At 50.8% G+C, this 17,357-nt stretch carries 18 protein-coding genes; 7 read left to right on the top strand and 11 right to left on the bottom strand.

The genetic code is table 11. The annotated features are described in order from the left end of the window. Window positions 1-72 precede the first annotated feature (72 nt). From L1278_RS04705 to L1278_RS04725, 5 genes are all read right to left on the bottom strand, one after another. The gene (locus tag L1278_RS04705) at window positions 73-1,368 is read right to left on the bottom strand and encodes a hypothetical protein (RefSeq protein ID WP_253401406.1); all 1,296 of its coding nucleotides are present in this window, start codon (window positions 1,366-1,368) and stop codon (window positions 73-75) included. Further along, on the bottom strand, window positions 1,361-2,080 hold the full coding sequence (locus tag L1278_RS04710) for a type III pantothenate kinase (protein WP_253401408.1): 720 nt from the start codon (window positions 2,078-2,080) through the stop codon (window positions 1,361-1,363). The genes L1278_RS04705 and L1278_RS04710 overlap by 8 nt, the downstream gene beginning before the upstream one ends. Before the next feature lie 4 nt (window positions 2,081-2,084). Further along, window positions 2,085-3,965, bottom strand: a complete 1,881-nt coding sequence (locus L1278_RS04715; protein ID WP_253401409.1) for a pseudouridine synthase — start codon at window positions 3,963-3,965, stop codon at window positions 2,085-2,087. Window positions 3,966-4,056: 91 nt separating this feature from the next. Then, window positions 4,057-4,617, bottom strand: a complete 561-nt coding sequence (gene scpB / locus L1278_RS04720; protein WP_253401411.1) for an SMC-Scp complex subunit ScpB — start codon at window positions 4,615-4,617, stop codon at window positions 4,057-4,059. 12 nt (window positions 4,618-4,629) lie between these two features. After that, window positions 4,630-5,019: a TraR/DksA C4-type zinc finger protein gene (locus tag L1278_RS04725; protein ID WP_188500744.1), complete on the bottom strand. Its 390-nt coding sequence runs from the start codon at window positions 5,017-5,019 to the stop codon at window positions 4,630-4,632. Window positions 5,020-5,363: 344 nt separating this feature from the next. Between L1278_RS04725 and L1278_RS04730 the strand changes: the two genes are divergently transcribed. Continuing rightward, window positions 5,364-5,960, top strand: coding sequence for a DUF3575 domain-containing protein (locus L1278_RS04730; protein ID WP_253401413.1), 597 nt, complete (start codon window positions 5,364-5,366; stop codon window positions 5,958-5,960). 87 nt (window positions 5,961-6,047) lie between these two features. Here L1278_RS04730 and ribH read toward each other — a convergent pair whose 3' ends face one another. The 3 genes from ribH to pdhA all read right to left on the bottom strand — a co-directional run bounded on the left by ribH (window position 6,048) and on the right by pdhA (window position 8,581). Next, window positions 6,048-6,524 carry a 6,7-dimethyl-8-ribityllumazine synthase gene (ribH, locus tag L1278_RS04735; protein ID WP_253401415.1) on the bottom strand — a complete coding sequence of 159 codons (477 nt, stop codon included), beginning with the start codon at window positions 6,522-6,524 and terminating at the stop codon, window positions 6,048-6,050. A gap of 173 nt (window positions 6,525-6,697) precedes the next feature. After that, the gene (locus tag L1278_RS04740) at window positions 6,698-7,417 is read right to left on the bottom strand and encodes a tol-pal system YbgF family protein (protein WP_253401417.1); all 720 of its coding nucleotides are present in this window, start codon (window positions 7,415-7,417) and stop codon (window positions 6,698-6,700) included. 117 nt (window positions 7,418-7,534) lie between these two features. After that, a complete protein-coding gene (gene pdhA, locus L1278_RS04745; RefSeq protein ID WP_253401419.1) occupies window positions 7,535-8,581 on the bottom strand; it encodes a pyruvate dehydrogenase (acetyl-transferring) E1 component subunit alpha in 1,047 nt (348 codons plus the stop codon). Window positions 8,582-8,713: 132 nt separating this feature from the next. On the opposite strand from pdhA, the gene recF reads away from it, so the two are divergent. From recF to L1278_RS04775, 6 genes are all read left to right on the top strand, one after another. Continuing rightward, a complete protein-coding gene (gene recF / locus L1278_RS04750; RefSeq protein WP_253401421.1) occupies window positions 8,714-9,820 on the top strand; it encodes a DNA replication/repair protein RecF in 1,107 nt (368 codons plus the stop codon). 383 nt (window positions 9,821-10,203) lie between these two features. Beyond that, window positions 10,204-10,746 carry a sigma-70 family RNA polymerase sigma factor gene (locus L1278_RS04755; protein ID WP_253401423.1) on the top strand — a complete coding sequence of 181 codons (543 nt, stop codon included), beginning with the start codon at window positions 10,204-10,206 and terminating at the stop codon, window positions 10,744-10,746. Between the two features lie 174 nt (window positions 10,747-10,920). After that, on the top strand, window positions 10,921-11,289 hold the full coding sequence (locus tag L1278_RS04760) for a DUF721 domain-containing protein (RefSeq protein WP_253401425.1): 369 nt from the start codon (window positions 10,921-10,923) through the stop codon (window positions 11,287-11,289). 22 nt (window positions 11,290-11,311) lie between these two features. After that, complete coding sequence (locus L1278_RS04765; RefSeq protein ID WP_253401427.1) at window positions 11,312-11,968, top strand: hypothetical protein; 657 nt, start codon at window positions 11,312-11,314, stop codon at window positions 11,966-11,968. Between the two features lie 54 nt (window positions 11,969-12,022). Beyond that, window positions 12,023-12,583, top strand: a complete 561-nt coding sequence (locus tag L1278_RS04770; RefSeq protein ID WP_253401428.1) for an acyl-CoA thioesterase — start codon at window positions 12,023-12,025, stop codon at window positions 12,581-12,583. Between the two features lie 158 nt (window positions 12,584-12,741). Beyond that, a complete protein-coding gene (locus L1278_RS04775) occupies window positions 12,742-14,121 on the top strand; it encodes a M28 family metallopeptidase (protein ID WP_253401430.1) in 1,380 nt (459 codons plus the stop codon). Between the two features lie 75 nt (window positions 14,122-14,196). On the opposite strand, the gene L1278_RS04780 is transcribed toward L1278_RS04775, so the two are convergent. The 3 genes from L1278_RS04780 to L1278_RS04790 all read right to left on the bottom strand — a co-directional run bounded on the left by L1278_RS04780 (window position 14,197) and on the right by L1278_RS04790 (window position 17,341). Beyond that, on the bottom strand, window positions 14,197-14,928 hold the full coding sequence (locus L1278_RS04780) for a head GIN domain-containing protein (RefSeq protein ID WP_253401432.1): 732 nt from the start codon (window positions 14,926-14,928) through the stop codon (window positions 14,197-14,199). Window positions 14,929-15,515: 587 nt separating this feature from the next. Further along, complete coding sequence (locus L1278_RS04785; RefSeq protein WP_253401434.1) at window positions 15,516-17,093, bottom strand: rhomboid family intramembrane serine protease; 1,578 nt, start codon at window positions 17,091-17,093, stop codon at window positions 15,516-15,518. 65 nt (window positions 17,094-17,158) lie between these two features. Beyond that, a complete protein-coding gene (locus tag L1278_RS04790; RefSeq protein WP_253401436.1) occupies window positions 17,159-17,341 on the bottom strand; it encodes a hypothetical protein in 183 nt (60 codons plus the stop codon). Window positions 17,342-17,357: the final 16 nt, after the last annotated feature.

Consider the following 17,357-nt stretch of genomic DNA (forward strand, 5'->3'; position numbering starts at 1 on the left):
AAGATACTAAAAATTAAAAAAGACCGTCGTCAGAACGGCCTGTTTTAATAATGCTTTTAAAGTCGGAATAGTTTACTCTATTCTGCGTTTTACAAACCAGCGGCTATTGATGGTCACACCTGCACCGAACTGGAAGTAGTTTTCAGCGATCAGGCCATTGTCAGTCGTACCCCGCTTGCCATAGCCCATCATCACGTTAAGCTGGAAAGGAGGCTCAAAGTAATTCCCACGTCCTATTGGAAACGTTGCGCCTCCTGTAACGGCCATGTCCTTGATGTTCTCGCCGTTAATGCTGTACGGACTTTGACCGTAGCGCAGGCCGCCCCGGTATGTAACACGTTTGAGGTAACTGTCGATGGAGGTTGGATTGGGCGTGTACTCGGTACCGAAACCGATCTTGTAGCTTTTGCCCAGTTCCTGCTCTCCGTCCAGATTGCGGTAGTCTGACCAGTCCTGCGTCATGAACTCTGTAGCAATGGTCAGGTTAGAGCCGTTGTCGTAGCTGATGGAGGCGTTTAGGCTTGGCGGAACATTCACGGAAGATTCTACACTGTCAGGCAGCATAGGCGCTCCCTTGAGGGCATCCCCCAGGTCGCGGCGCTCGTAGGCGGTGCTGCGCTTGGCATTCAGGTCGGTACCCAGAGTATAAACTGCTCCCGCGCTTATATAGGACTTGTCAGCTATTTTCTTGCGGTAGTTGGCTCCACCTCTGAATATAAAATCTGTATAGCGGGTTCGCTCTACGTAGGCCACCCGCTCCAGCGAAGCGTTGCTGATCGTCGTATCAGCCACGATAGAGGAAGACTCCTGCGAAATAGTACCGAACAGGTATGAGGCGCTGGCGCCAATTGTCAGGCCGTCAGCAATTCTAACCCCGTGTCCGAAGTAGAGTTCTGAGATCCCACCTTCGCCGCTGTATTCGCTGATTACCACAGCTTCCTGCCTGTTCGGCAAAGAACCCATGTTAGTGATGTTATATTCAACTGAGCTATACGGCCTTAGGCTAAGAGCAGAACTCCAGCGCTTGGTAATAGGTACGCCCAGGGTCAGATAAGTGAGGTTGGCATCGCCGTCACGTTGCGACTGGGTGGCATTTTTCAGTGTTTTATACCTGCCTGCTATACCTACATCAAACACCGTGATGCTATTGTAATACAGAAGTGCCGGGTTGGCGGTGTTGGAATGAAAGCTGTTTCCAGTGCTTGCGCCTACATCGCCCATTGCTGCCGTTCGCAGGTTGCCTAAGTTTGTGTTGAGTTCTCCTAATCCGTAGCGGGAGTAAGGCGAGTTACCGATGCTTTGCGCCTGCACGCCCTGCGCCAGGCACAGTACGGATGCGCAAATAAGTAAACGGAGCGTTTTATACATTATGTCTTAATATTCTTTGCAGTCCAATCAGGACCAGTTCAGGAATCACAAAGATGGGGTGTTTTACGGTACTTTCAAAAAATCCTGCGTCTCCTCCACAAAGTATAACCACCAGTTTATCTGATTTTTGGCGATACGCGCTGATAATTCCTTCCACCTCTGCCACACTACCGCCCAGCACACCGCTCTCCAGCGACTCCTGCGTGGTCTGCCCGATCAAAGGAAAATTTTCGTGGATTCCTTGTACTAACGGAAGGCGGCCCGTAAAATTATGCAGGGCTTTAAATTTCATCTGGATGCCAGGTGCTATACCTCCGCCCTGGTAATGGCCGCGCTCATCTATAAAGTCGTAGGTGATGGCTGTGCCGGCATCAATCGTCAGGCAGTTGCGCCCGGGAAAGAAATAGTGGGCTGCCACGGCAGCTGCGATGCGGTCGGCACCCAGTGTTGCGGGCGTCTTGTAATCGTTGGAAACAGGCAGGGCTGTCTGCGCCGAAAGCATGATGATGCTCCCGGACACTGACAGCCCTGTTTGAATCTTTGCCGCGTCGCCACTCACTGACGCAATAATGGCATGGTCAAAAGTCTGGGAGGTTACCGCTTGCGGTAGTCCTTCCTGTTCTTTAAAACTGCCTTGCGAGACAAGGGCGTCCTCTTCGAAGACTCCATACTTACCTCCTGTATTGCCTATGTCGATGGCGATGCTGCGCATATGCTTACATAAAGTATTTCAGACGAATCACTTCTTTTTCGGATAGGTAGCGCCACTCGCCGCGTGGCAAGTCTTTCTTAGTCAGGCCAGCGTACTGCACACGGTCCAGCGTTACCACATCATAGCCCAGGTGCTCAAAAATACGGCGCACGATGCGGTTACGCCCGATGTGGATTTCCAATCCGAGAAACTTCTTCGAGTCGCCCAACATGGCCACGTCGTCTACCATCGCTTTGCCGTCTTCCAGCTCTACGCCTTCCACCACTTTCTGGAAATCGTCTTTGGTGATCGGCTTGTCCAACTCCACCTGGTAGATTTTCTTGATCTCGTTTGACGGGTGCGTCAGTTTCTGGGCCAGCTCACCATCGTTGGTGAACAACAGCAGACCAGTCGTGTTACGGTCCAGGCGGCCAACTGGGAAGATACGCTCTTTCGAGGATTTCTCCACGAGGCTCATCACGGTCTTGCGACCCTCCGGATCTTCTGTCGTCGTGATAAAGTCTTTTGGCTTGTTGAGCAGCACGTATACCATCTTCTCGCGGCTCAGCACTTTCTTACCGTATGTCACGGTATCAGAAGGTTGTACTTTGAAGCCCATTTCGGTTACTGCTTCGCCATTTACCTTAATCTCGCCTGACAGGATCAGCTCATCCGCCTCACGACGGGAACATACCCCTGCATTGGCAATGTAACGGTTCAGACGGATGCTTCCGTCCTCGTCTTCGCCTTTGCGATTGGTTTTCTTGATGCGCGGATTGTCTTTGTAGCGGCGCAGGTCGTAGTTTGGCGTCTCCGGATTGTGCTCTGAATCGGAGCTGCTGTCGAAACTGCGGCCACGGCGCTCTTCGCCACCTTTGCTGAAACTGTCTTTGCGGTCAAACGATTTTCGCTCGCCGCCTTCGCGTCGATCACCAAAGCTGCGTCTTTCGCCGCCTTCTCTGCGATCGCCCCCGAAAGAACGTTTCTCGCCACGGTCACTACCTTCACGACGGTCACCGAAGCTGCGTCGTTCCCCGCGTTCTTCTCTTTCACCGCCTTCTCTGCGATCACCGTACGGCTTGCGTTCGCGATCGCCACCGAAAGAACGGCCTCCACCACTCTCTCTTCTATCACTGTATGGCTTGCGCTCGCCACCGTCGCGACGATCGCCATACGATTTGCGCTCTCTATCGCCGCCGAATGAACGACGTTCTCCGCCTTCACGACGATCGCTGCCATATGAACGGCCTTCACCTCTTTCTTCACGGTTTTCACCGAATGAACGGCGCTCGCCTCCTTCTTCTCTGTTGTCGCGGCCAAAGGATTTTCTCTCGCCACGCTCTGAGTCAAAGCGACGCTCACCACCTTCTTTGCGTTCACCACCCTCGCGGCGATCGCCATAGGATCTGCGTTCGCCTCCTTCGTTGCGGTCGCCATAAGGCTTGCGCTCCCGGTCTCCTCCAAAAGAGCGACGTTCACCACCCTCTCTTCTGTCGCCGTAAGGCTTACGCTCACGGTCACCCCCGGAAGAACGTCTTTCACCGCCTTCTTTGCGATCTCCGTATGATTTGCGTTCGCGATCGCCACCGAAAGAACGGCCTTCGCCGCCTTCTCTGCGATCTCCGTACGACTTTCTTTCTCCGCCTTCGCGGCGCTCTCTGTCGCCCCCGAAGCTGCGGCGCTCACCACCTTCGCGGCGGTCGCCGTATGGTTTGCGGTCTCCGCGGTCGTCTCTTCTATCGTTTCCGTAAGAGCGGCGCTCTCCGCCATCTCTTCCTTCACCTTTATCTCTTCTGTTAAATATCTTCTTTTCGCCGCGGTCGTTGTACGGTCTGCCTGACTCGTTTCTGTCAGACGATCTTCTGCCTTCGCCGTCGCGTGAAGGTCTTTCGTTTTCTGTTGCCATTGTCTAATAATTATCGATGCAGTATCGCTACTGTACCCTTTGTGTGCAGTATATGTAAGAATAGTATACTCTAATGAATGATGGGGGTTCGCTAATCGGCTATCTCGCCAATCATGTTTTCTTCTGAGGCGAAATCCTTTAGCTGTGGAAGGTCCTTGATGTGGTTAATACCGAAGTAGTCCATGAACTTTTGAGACGTGCCGTACAGTACGGGTCTCCCAATGGTTTCGGCTTTACCCTTGATCTCGATAAGTTCTTTCTCTAATAGTTTGTGAATGGCATAGTCGCAGCCCACGCCGCGAATCTGCTCTACGGCCGAGCGGGTGATCGGCTGTTTGTAGGCAATAATTGCCAGCGTCTCCAGAGAAGACGCTGACAATTTCTTTTTTGACTTGTGCTTCAGGTACATGCTGACCGTTTCCTGGTACTCCGGTTTGGTCAGGAATTGGTAGCCGCCTCCTATGGCGTATATCTGAAAGGCAAAACCAGCTTCAGCCAGCTGCTGATTGATATTTTCAATAGCCTCCAGCACGTCGCTCACCAGCACCTCCATTTGCAGCGACTCCGTGAGGCAGCGCTGCACCTCTTCGATGCTTATGGGCGATTGGGCACAAAATACCAGTGCCTGAATATGGTTCTGCAGTATATTCAAAGTATAAATTGACTAGTCTTTACGCTGAAGCTTGGCTTCGATGGTATGCTGTGTGTGTGGCACAGCACGCAGTCTCTCTTTCGGGATCAGCTTGTCCGTCACGATGCACACACCGTAAGTACCGTTTTTGATGCGGATCAGCGCATTTTCCAGCTGCTGGATAAACTTCATCTGACGCGACGCCAGTTGGTTCAGGCTTTCCTTCTCCGCTGTGTCTGCACCGTCTTCCAGTACTTTGGTTGGAGATGCCGTGTTATCGGTGCCCGAGTCGTTTTTGCGGCTCAAGGTCTCTTTTATAAAAGACACCTCCTTGCGTGCGTTCGTCAGCTTCTCCTGAATGATTGCTTCAAATTCTGCCAATTCCTCACGGGAATACCGCTGTTTCTCTTCGTTTGTGTTCATTATACTATCTTAGAACTAGGTTATAGCTTTTTGTCTTGCTTCTTAAAAAACTACTCCTTGGTTGTGTTAGCGCTTGTGCCTACTAAACAGCAAAGGGGAAGTTTTAGTTTACTGCTTCAAACTTATGCCAAAAACTGAACCACACTGATGTTCAGATTATTATTTAAGCTAAATTTCGTGCAAAAATAGAAGTTATATCTATAATTTGCTACCCGCCTTCTTTATTTTAATTTTAATTTTGTCTTTCCGCTCTTTTATCCGGCTCGCTACAATACTGGAATGGAACTTGCTGATAGCCTGAACATGATCTGCTTAACTTAGGTTCGATATACCATCATTAATATATGAAAAACAGAATAATACTCGTTTTTGCTGCTGCAGCACTCTTTTTTATACCTTCCCAACAGGCTCATGCCCAGGCACAACAGCCGAATAGAGCCGTGATCAAGGTTAACCCCTTAAGTGCTTTCGCGCTTACGGGCTCTGGTTTTCTGGAGTATGCCATTACCGATAACCTGAGTGCACAGCTCGGCGCTTCCGTTTCGGGCATCTCTATTTCTGATGTCAAGTTCAGGGGGTATGGCTTCACGCCTGAGGTGCGGTATTATTTTTCTGAAAACAAAGCGGCGCCCATGGGACCGTATGTGGCAGGCTATGGCCGCATCAGGAGCTTTAAACTGACAATGGATAAGCAGGATGAAGAAGGCCGCGCCTACAGCGCCACTTACAAACCAATAGGGGCCGGTGTGGCCATCGGCAACCAGTGGATCTTTAACAGCGGCTTTACCTTCGATGTGTTTCTGGGAGCAGGCTACAATGGCGGCAACCTGAAGGTGAACGTGGGGACAGAAGAAGACTTTGATGCCGGTATAATCGGCGACATGCTTTTGGGAGGCGATTTTGCCGTTCGGCCAGGTATAGCGATTGGCTATAATTTTTAAACCGCTATACCTATTATCTCTTGCATAAAACCAGAAAGGCCCTTGCTATCACTAGCAAGGGCCTTTCTGTTATACCGCTCTTCCTGTCTAGAAGCTAAGCATGTGAATGGCCGCTGCGGCTGCCTCTACGCCCTTGTTGCCATGCTTGCCGCCGGCTCTGTCCAATGCCTGCTCCAAGGTATTGGTCGTAACCAGGCCAAACGACACAGGCTTATTGAACTTGAGTGACACATTGGTGAGTCCATTTGCTACGGCGTGGTTGATGTAGTCGTCATGCTTGGTATCGCCTTTGATCACGACGCCGATACAGATCACTGCGTCGATCTCTTCCTGCAGTGCCAGGAATTGTGCACCCAGTGTTAGCTCGAAGCTGCCGGGCACCGTATTCCGGAAGATGTTCTCCTTTTTGGCACCGTGCTGCAGCAAAGTATCAATAGCACCTGCACACAGTACATCGGTTATCTCATGGTGCCAGTCGGCCACTACAATGCCAAATCGCTTTTCAGATATATCGCCGAAGCCCTCTTTCTTATAGTCGTTCAGGTTTTTGAGAGAAGTAGCCATATGTTTAATCGTTGATGGTTAAATTGTTGATAGTTGAGCTCGCAGGTATAGGTACAGCACTAGGCTCCGTACAGGTATAGCTCCTGTGTTATACCTCACCAGCTTAAAAAAAGAAGCGCTTTTGCCGGAAAGACAAAAGCGCTTTTTATATCCAGACCTTCGCCTATCGGATCTTACTTGGCAGCAGCTGTACCGGCCAGTGACTCAGCAAGTGCCTTGTACTTCTTGGCATCGGTTACTTCAGCTGACGAAGCATAATCCTTGATGATCTTGTCATACATGTTGACAGCAGACTTGAAGTCGTTGGCAGCCTCGTAAGCTACAGCAGCCTTCATCAGGTACAGTGGTGAGAAGAATGCATTGCTGTTGTGGTTAGCAGCTTTGTTATACAGGTCAGCTGCCTCCTTGTACTTGCCCTGCTCAGAGAGTGCATCGCCTGTCAGGCTGTAAGCACGTGCCTGCATCAGGTAGTCATCTGACTTAAAGCCTTCGAGGTGAGACTGTGCTTCGGCAAAGCTTCCCTGCTTCAGTAAAGCAACACCAGCATAGAACTTGGCCAGGTTGCCAGCCTCTGTTCCGCTATACTCATCAGAGATCTTCAACAGACCATCGTACTGACCGTCGCCGTTCAGAGCTTTGTTAAGCGAATCGGCTTCGAAGTAGTATACTGCCTGGAACATAGCTTCGTGCGCCTCCTGGTTCTGGGTAGTGCGGTGGTTATAATACAGGAAACCTGCAACAACAATAGCAGCAATGGCGGCAAACACACCGAGCAGCTTGGTCTTGTTTTTCTTCACAAAGTCCTCCGAGTGCGCCAGGCGTTCAGCCAACACCTCCGGACTCTCTACCAGCTCCTCAAACTCGCTGTGCTTCTTTACTGTCTCTTTTGCCATTAGTTTAATTGAAATAAGAACTCAAAAATAGAAATTAAAAGCGATTCGTTCCAAATCTCATAAGACCAGAACATCAAATTTATGTTTTTTAATTCCTAATCTTTAAATATTTAGACTTTAGTCCATTATATATGGATAGTTCGGCTCCACATAAATGTCGGTATACAGCTCAGAAGGATCCGGGTATGGAGACGCTTCGGCAAATTTCACAGCATCGGCTACGATCTGCTTCTGCTGCTCGTCGATCTCGTCCAGTTCCTCTTCTGTTGCCCAGCCATTTTTCAGGATGGTGGCTTTTACAGACTCTATCGAGTCGCGACCTTTGTAGTCTTCGAGTTCTTCTTTAGTTCTATACTTGGCAGGGTCAGACATAGAGTGACCTTTGTAGCGGTAAGTTCTGAACTCCAGCAGGGTTGGTCCTTCGCCGGCACGGGCACGCTCGGCGGCTCTTGCCACAGCCTCGTGCACATTCTCCACGCTCATAGCCTCTATTGGCTCCGAAGGCATGTCGAACGCAAGGCCCAGTTTGTAAAGCTCTGTCACGTTAGACGTACGCGTTACGGATGTACCCATTGCGTAGCCGTTGTTTTCGATTACGAAAATCACTGGCAACTTCCAGGTCATGGCCATGTTCAGGGCTTCGTGGAAGGCACCCTGACGAACGGCACCGTCACCCATGTAGCAGATGCACACGTTGCCGGTCTTGTTATACTTCTCGGCAAAGGCTATACCTGCGCCCAGCGGCACCTGGCCACCCACAATGCCGTGGCCGCCCATGAAGTTCACCTCTTTGTCGAACATGTGCATCGAGCCGCCTTTGCCTTTGGAGCAACCGGTCACCTTTGCAAACATTTCGGCCATAATCGCACCTGGCGATGAGCCCAGCGCCAGCGGGTGTGCGTGGTCGCGGTAAGCAGTGATCCACTTATCGTCTTTGGTGAGCGCTGTAGCAGCACCGGCCACACAGGCCTCCTGGCCAATGTAGAGGTGGCAGAAGCCTTTGATCTTCTGCTGGCCATACAGCTGACCAGACTTTTCTTCAAAACGGCGCATGAGTTTCATCGACTCGTACCACCGCATGTAGGTCTCTTTTGAAAATGATGGTTCAGCCTGTACCTTTGCTTTCTGCGACTTCGCTTTTGCCTTTTCTTTCGTATCAGCCATGAGTATTTGTGTAACGTTATTGTTGTCCCTACAGCTTTTTTAGCGAGATTCGGCCCAAAATGGACGGCAAATCTGCTTACTGTCGGGTTTTAGCATGCGAAATTAAGGAAAAAGAAATCAAAGACGAAACTAATGCTCCTCGAAAATCTAAGTCTGCTGTTTTTCAAGAACTACGACGACGCTAACATTAGTTTCTCGCCGCACATAAACTGCTTTATCGGCGACAACGGCAGCGGCAAGACCAACCTGCTCGACGCCATCCATTACCTCTCCATGACGCGCAGCGCTTTCAACAGCTCCGACGCCCTCAATATCAAGCAGGGCGAGGAGTATTTTATGGTGAAAGGTCGCTTTAAGATAGAGGAAGAGAAGCACACCGTAACCTGCAGTCTGAAGCAGGGACAGAAGAAAACGGTGCTTCACAACAAGGTGGCTTATGAGAAAATGAGCGACCACATCGGCCGCTTTCCGGTGGTGCTGATCTCGCCCTATGATACTGATTTGATCCGAGAGGGCAGCGAGGAGCGCCGCAAATACTTCGACAGCCTGATCTCGCAGCTCAACCATACCTACCTGGAGCAGCTCATCCAGTACAACTACGTCCTCAAGCAACGCAACTCGTTGCTCAAGCAGTTTGCCGAGCGCCGCTACTACGACCGCGACTACCTGCACATCCTCAACGAGCAGTTGGTGCCGCTGGGTGAGCAGCTGGCACAGGAGCGTATAGCCTTTCTGGAGAGTTTTGAGCCGGTTTTCCAGAAGCACTACCGCCACATCTCAGACAGCCACGAAACCGTGACGCTCACTTACAAGAGCCAACTGCCCGGCGCTAACTTTGCCACTTTGCTGGAGCAGGCCGAGCAGAAGGACCGCGCCCTGCAGCGCACCACCGTGGGCACGCACAAAGACGACTTTGTGTTCCTGATGGACGGCAACCCCGTGAAGAGCTTCGGCTCACAGGGCCAGCAGAAGAGCTATGTGATCGCCCTGAAGCTGGCGCACTTCGAGGTGATGTCCGAGCGCCAGCACCACAAGCCCCTCCTCCTCCTCGACGACATCTTCGACCGCCTCGACGAGAAACGCATCACTAAACTTATGCAAATGGTCGCCGCCCATACCTTCGGCCAGATCTTCCTGACCGATACACACCTGGAGCGGACAGATAAGATCCTGGAAAACCTGTCGGAGCAGATCCGCAGGTTTGAGGTAAAGGAGGGAACGGTGAAGTTGATCGAGTAATGGTTGGTTGTTGGATTCAACTTTATCCTTCGCCTTGATGTTACCAGGTAGAGCGGTATTTCATCGTACTCCGGGCAGTAGCATTTTTATACATCCGAAACTTTGAATCCTTTTGGAGCTTTCGCAGTCTACAGCACAGATAATTTAAAATTCAATCTTAAAATTCAATCTTATGAAGACGATCATGCTGTTAAACGAAGAAACCGAAAAGAAGCAAGGAGGCTGTACCTGCCCTGATTGCAATTGTGCCAACTGCGATTGTGGAAATTGTGCCGATAGCCAGTGCACGTGCGAAAAATGCGAATGTGAAAACTGCGTAAATTGTTGTTAACAAGGTATAAAGTGAGGAGGGGCAATCTCTCCTCACTTTAAAATTACACCAAATGCAAAAAGACACTTTACATATCTGGAATGGCCTGAGAGAGAATCTCTACCGCTTTATTCTGAAAAGAGTCAGAAATCAGGCGGAGGCGGAAGATATTCTGCAGGAGGTTTTCATCAAGATTCATCTTAATCTGTCCCACCTTAAAAACCATTCCAGCGTGCAGGCCTGGGCCTATCAGATCACCCGAAACCAGATTGTAGATTTTTATAAGCAAACCAGGCAGTCGGTTGAAATGCAGGATACGACGCTTGAAAGGTTGTCGGAGCCAGAGGGCAGGGACATGTACTGCTGTTTCGAATCCTTCATCCATGAACTTCCCCAGAAGTACCGGAAGGTGATCGAGTTGATCAACCTGGAAGGCAAAAAGCAACAGGAGGTGGCCAAACTGCTGGGGGTTTCGCTTGCCAATACCAAGTCGAGGGTACACCGCGCGAAAGAAATGCTGAAGGAGAAGTTTGTGGCATGCTGCCAGTTTACAATAGATGCGCAAGGCAAGCTGAAGGGAGAGCAGAATTGCCAACGCTGTGGCTTCGAAAGTTAGTAGAAGCGGGCTGCTTTTTAACTCGGTGCCGTTACTGTATAACTTATAACCAGCGCATAAGCTATAACTCTGCAGCTTTATGATTACTTTTGCCTGAGCTTTACGAGAGGAAATTAAAAGCCAAACGGAAAGCCCTCGGAAGTTTTTCAGAAGTCAGCAATTTGCCTGAAATGCATGCTTCTGTTAAAACCAACCCGCTCATTCAAAAACCAACCACCCGTGCGCTACTACAAGAAGAAAGAGGAGATTGCAAAGCGAAAGGCTGACGTGCAGACCATCGGCGACAGCATCAAAGGGTTGCTGAAGGCCTACCGGCTGCAGGGCAAGCTCAATGAGGTGGACCTGGTGCAGCGTTGGGAGGAAATCATGGGCAAGCCCATTGCCATGAAAACGAAGGAGCTTTACTTCCGGGACCAAAAATTGTTTGTTCGCCTCACCTCCGCCCCGCTCAAGCACGAGCTCAACATGTCGAAAAGCAAAGTGGTAGAATTGCTCAACCGCGCCATGGGCGACGAAGTAGTCAAAGAAGTAGTATTTTTGTAGGCGCTATACCTGCTGCTTTTTTATGAGAAACCTTGCGTTTTTAATCCCATCAGTGCTGTTTTTGAGCATGAGTTTTGGTTGCGAGCAAAGTAAACGCAGCCTGACAGAAGCTGACGGCGTTACAATCGAGTCTGCAGAAGAAACAATAACGGATGCCCCCATTACAGCAGTTTCCTCTGAACCTGAACCCGAAGAACAGACAGCAACTGAAAGCACGGCCACTGTGTGCGAGGAAAAAGACGAAGACAATCCGGGCTCCGAAGATCCGATCATTGTCAGAACCTGCATTTATCAGAACTACAGATCGGTGGCTACCGGCATGCCCGACTACAAAGGTCGCTACAGCTGGGAGTACGCCCTGTACAAGTTGGACAATGAGGAATCTGTGCCGATTAAAAACGAACTCCTCTTCAACGAAAAACGAGACGATTTGCTCCGGCAAATCAACCAACGGATTCAAGCGGAGTACCAGCTCTTCTCAGGTGACCCTGACTTTAGTGACTGCTTTGCTATGGTGGAGTCTATACCTGCGTTTGGTTTCGATGAGCTGAGTATTGGCTTCGAGGATGACCTGCTCGTTTTTCATGCCTCGCTTGGCCTGCCTGAAGCATGCCTGTCGATAGATGGCGCTTCTGTTTCTTTTAAGCTCTCCGAAGTAGCTCCTTATTTGCAGCAATAGCGTACCCCTGCTTTTGCCGGTCCCGTATACCTTGCCATAATCGATAAACAGAACATGGCTATACCTGCATTCCGACCTGTCTCCTATTCCCGCACCACCCTCACCGAACTCATGATCCCGAGCTACGCCAACTTCGGCGGCAAAATACACGGCGGTATTCTGCTTTCGCTCATGGACAAAGTGGCTTACGCCTGCTCCGCCAAGCACGCCGGCAATTATTGCGTGACCGTAACAGTAGACGGAGTGCATTTTCTGCAGCCCGTGGAGGTGGGAGAACTGGTATCGCTGCTAGCTTCGGTAAACTACGTGGGCAATACTTCGCTGATGGTAGGTATAAAAGTGATCGCCGAGAACGTGAAAACAGGTATAGTCAAACATACCAACACCTCATACTTTACCATGGTAGCCAAAGGCGACGACGACAAACCGACGCAGGTGCCCGGCCTTACACTGGAAAGCCGCGAGGATGCCCGCCGTTTTCTGGAAGCCATCAAGCGTCGTGAACTGGCGCAGCGCTACCAAACAGAACTTACCGAGGCCAAACATGGCATTGCCGTTGAGGCGGAACTCTACAAACTTGAAGGAGAGCGCTGCCAGCTGAACTACACACCCTGAGTTTGCCTCGAAGCTTACACCTCAGCCTGGATTTCTCTGTTATACCTGCGCTTGCCTTTACTTTGGCTCAGCCTTTCTTTTCATTCTTTCCTGAAGCTGCTTATATTTAGAATCTAAATCTAAACAACTAAGCACTTAATCACCCTCACCTAACACCAATGACTTACATAACAAAGTTCACCCGACTGCTGGCGCTCTTCATGCTGGCAGGGCTATACCTTAGCCAAACCGTAGCGGCACAGGCCCCAGCCACCCACGACGAAGAAATCAAGAAAATGGTCAGCGAAGTGTCGGCAGACAACCTGCGGGCGCTTGTCGATAAAATGGTCTCTTTTGAAACCCGGCACTCCCTGAGCTCCACCACTGACAAGAAAAGAGGTATAGGAGCTGCCCGCGAGTGGGTGAAATCAGAATTTGAGAAATACGCCAAAGCCTCCAACGGCCGCATGACCGTGGACATGGACCGCTATACCGTAAAGAGCGATGGCCGCCGCATACCGCAGGACGTAGAGATGGCCAACGTAGTCGCCACGCTCAAAGGTGCTGACCCGAATGACGATCGCGTGATCATCGTAGCCGGCCACCTCGACTCCCGCGCTACCGACGTGATGGATGCTAAAAGCAAGGCTCCCGGTGCCAACGACGATGCCTCCGGTGTGGCCATTGTGATGGAGATGGCCCGTGTGATGGCCTCACGCCAGTTCCCGGCTACCCTTGTGTTTGTGGCTTTTCAGGGTGAAGAGCAGGGCTTGTACGGCTCCCGGCACATGGCGGAGCGCGTGAAGAAAGAGGGCTGGAACCTGGTAGCGGTACTCAACAACGACATTGTAGGCAACTCTTACTCTGCTGAAATGGGCATCCACGACAACACCCGCGTGCGTGTTTTCAGCGAAGCCACTCCTTCCAACGAAACTGAAGAACAAGCGAGACTTCGCCGTACCTTGGGTTCCGAAAACGATGGCCCAAGTCGCAACCTGGCCCGCTACATGAAAATGACTGGCGAGGCGTATGTAGACCAGATTGAGGTAGTGCTCGGTTACCGTCCAGACCGTTTTCTGCGTGGTGGTGATCATACGCCATTCAACCAGCAGGGCTATGCGGCCGTGCGCATGAGCGAGATGAATGAAGACTTCGACCACCAGCACCAGGACGTGCGCAAAGAAAACAGCAAGCAGTACGGCGACCTGACCGAGTTTATGGACTTCGAATATCTGCGCAAGAACACGGCTGTGAACCTGGCGACGATGGCAAACCTGGGCAGAGCACCGCATGCTCCGGAGAAAGTAGGCGTGCTCACGGCCAACCTCACCAACAAAACGGACCTGAAATGGGATGCGCCTGCTAAAGGCAAAAAACCAGCAGGTTACTACATCTTGATGCGTGAAACCAGCAGCCAGACCTGGGACAAGAAGTTTTTTGTGAAAGACACGAAAGTGACCCTGCCTTACTCGAAAGACAACTACTTCTTTGCCGTGCAGGCTACTGACGAGCTGGGCCATACCAGTCTACCTGTACTGCCGGTGCCGGTGCGCCAGTAGGTATAAAAAGTTAGTACAAAAGCAAAGGGCAACCCAGCGGGCTGCCCTTTGCTGCTTTATATGCAGTGTATTCTCTTACATTTTAGAAATCTTGGCTGCCGCCGACACATTTGACGACACACTTGGGTCGCCTTTGTAGGCCACTCTGGTAGCACCTGAGGCATTTACGCTCAACTTGTTTTTGGCAAACACCTTCACATTGCTGGCGCCGCTGGCTTCCAGGTATACATCTTTGGCTTCCAGCTCAGACGCGTCTACTTTAGAGCCTCCCGACATATCCATGCGCATTTCGTCGGCGCGGCCGCTGAGTTTTACATTACTGCCACCGCTCATGTCGGCTGTCAATTTTTTGGTGTTTAGCGCCAGCGTTACTTTAGAGCCACCGCTCAGATCCATTTTAAACGCATCAGCTTTAAAGGTAGAGTTGCCGGTCACTTTCACACCGCCGCTGATATCAAGCATGTTCAGTTCTTTGATAGAGATATAAGCCTTCAGACCTTTGTTGGTGCTCATGTTGTCAGAGGTATAGATGTGGAGCACCTCATCCTTTACCTCCGTCCGGATGCTGTTCAGCAGGTTCTCCTGGGCCTCAATTCGTACGCCTTCTTTACTACTCTGCGTTAACTCCACCGAAAAGCCGCCGCCCACATCTATTCCTTTAAAGCCGGATACGGTTCTGTCCTGTGACACAGGTTCTCCCTCGCCTTTCAGGTTACGACGATCCTGCGCCATGACGGTCAGGCTTGTCAGCATGAAGGCCATTAAAAGAACAGAGGCAAACGTTTTGTAGATGTTGATGGTGTTCATGGTTTTATTTTTTTGATGGTTTTGGTTAAGCGTGTGTCGGCTCAGCAGGCTATACCTCTCTGAAGCTTTTCACTGCCTAATAGATGCGCAGATTCCGAAAAGGTTGCTTGAACCTCAGAAAAAATTATACTTTTCTTGAATCTATCTATGAAGGAGATCATCAGGTATAGGCTGGCGCATGAGAGGTGGGTGCAGGGAAGGTATAGGAAAGATAAACAGGAAGAAGTATGCTCCAGATATTAGGGTCATTTCATTCTACCAAAACTATCCCCTTAAGGGGATTATAGGGGTGTAAATTTGGTAACAAATAGCCATTAGTGGACTTTTTTACGATTTCCCCGCAGCCCAAACACCCCTCTGCGCTCCCCTCAAGGGGAGAATTTCCTAGAATGAAACAGCTTTACCTGAGATATAGACTGCTTACTCTAATTTGCTAGTACATCAAACCAAATCGACGGTCGCGTTATATTAGCTGCTTACTCCTGCTTCAAAACAATTTCAATCGCCCCGTTCCGGGCTTTCTCGCCATACTTGGCTACGGCTTGTTCGCCTTTCAAAACTGTTATCGCTTCTATTTCTTCTATAGGTTACTCCTTCTTTTTAGTGATGAGCACGACACCATTTCGGGCCTCCTCCCCGTAGAGTGCCACCGCCTCTTTTCCCTTCAGCACTATTACCGAGGCAATGTCATCTGGATGAATGATCTCTTCTATATCATCCGGATCCATTTGCTCCAACGGTTCACCGTCTATCACGAATAAAGGCTTTGCGTCCGGATCAAGCGTTTCCAGGTCGTCTACCTCCATATGGACGGGTATTTCGCTTTCAGTTTCTTTCGACTCAGGATCCTTTCCTCCCCGCAATGCCTGTAGTTCCTGCACATACGTACTAATCGCCCACAGCACCCGTTGCTGCTTTTGGTGCATCCACGGCTTGTTGCTCTGTATATCGTCGCGCATCATCGTATAGGACGTTTTGCGCAGCTGCGTATAGTTCAGCAGAATCTCGACCTCTTTTGCCTGCTGCTCGCCCAGATCGGGCAGCTCCTGCAGTGCGATCAGATCCTTGATGCTCTCGTCCCACAGCGCTATACCTTGCTCTAGCCCTGGCAAATATTTCCCCCCATTGATCAGAGTAGCGTCCAGCTCCATTTCCTTCATCACATCCATCGCCTTCGTTTCCCGCTCGCCAAAGCGGTCCAGCATAGTGAGGTATCGGGCGTTTTCGGTTGGTATCTGCAGGTATAGGCCCACAAAAGCACCTAGCAACAGTGCCACCGTCACGATGCTCCCGCGTAGATTATAATGTTGCGTGAAGTATCTGCCTGAGCGTAGCATCAACACGGCACCATAGGCTATACCCAGCACCAGGCCTCCCGTGTGCGCCGCATTGTCTATACCTCCCTGTAGGCCAAAGACCAGGTTCAGCGCAATAACGCCCAGCATATTGTACACCATGCCTTTTTTCTCTGCCCAGGTCATCCGCCGCTCCAGCAGCACCATGGTCATGAACATGCCGAACATGCCAAAAATAGCCCCGGAGGCACCCGCGCTGATGCGCTGCTGGTCCCACCACAGGCTCGCCAGGCTGCCTGCCAGTCCGCAGAGCACGTAGGCCGTTATAAACTGCCTGCGGCCCACCAGCGGCTCCAGCGCACCGCCAATACTGACCAGCGCATACATGTTCACGAGCAGGTGGATGATGCCGATGTGCAGGAACATGGACGTGAAAAGACGCCATGGCTCGCCGGTCAGGGTATAAGGGCCGAAGTTGGCTCCCGCGTTCACCAAGTCTTCACCTTCAGGCGAGAGCACGTGCATCCCTGCCAGCGCCAGCAGCACGAAAATAGTGATGTTAATGTTGACCAGGATCGGCGTGACAAAGTAGTGCCGTTGCGGCACGAAGAGCGTCCAGAAGTCTTTGAATTTATCTGCGAAGGAAGTCGGCCCCGCAGGTTCAGGGTTCAACTGTAGCTCGCGCTGTTGAAGGGCTTGCAGGGTATCCTGCTTTATTTGCTCCTGATCTGGAGTCTGTAAGTTTCTTTTTTCAATCTCAGCGATCACGGCCAGTATGGCTTCCGGCTCGTATGCTGCATGTTCTCCTAAAATTTCCAGCAGTTGACTATCCTCTTTTTCAGAGGCCACTGCTGCGTAACTGTTTTCCATCTGCAAACCTTATTCTCTTCCTGTAAAGATAAGGCAGCGGACTCATTATACAAGCACAGGAGGTGTTACCGGGTATAGGCCAGCATTCCCCTGCTCACTAACAGGGCTCCGGTTACCCCAATGGCAAACCATAATCCGATGGCAAGCGATTCTGTCAGGAAGAGCCCTCCGTTCCTGAGGCTCTGCATGAGCAGGATCACTGAGAAAATTGCAATAGCTAATAGCGCATTCTTGTAAATCTGACGCATGGGCACCTCTGGTCTT

It is taken from the genome of Pontibacter sp. HSC-36F09, assembly GCF_024171605.1.
Lineage (GTDB): Bacteria > Bacteroidota > Bacteroidia > Cytophagales > Hymenobacteraceae > Pontibacter.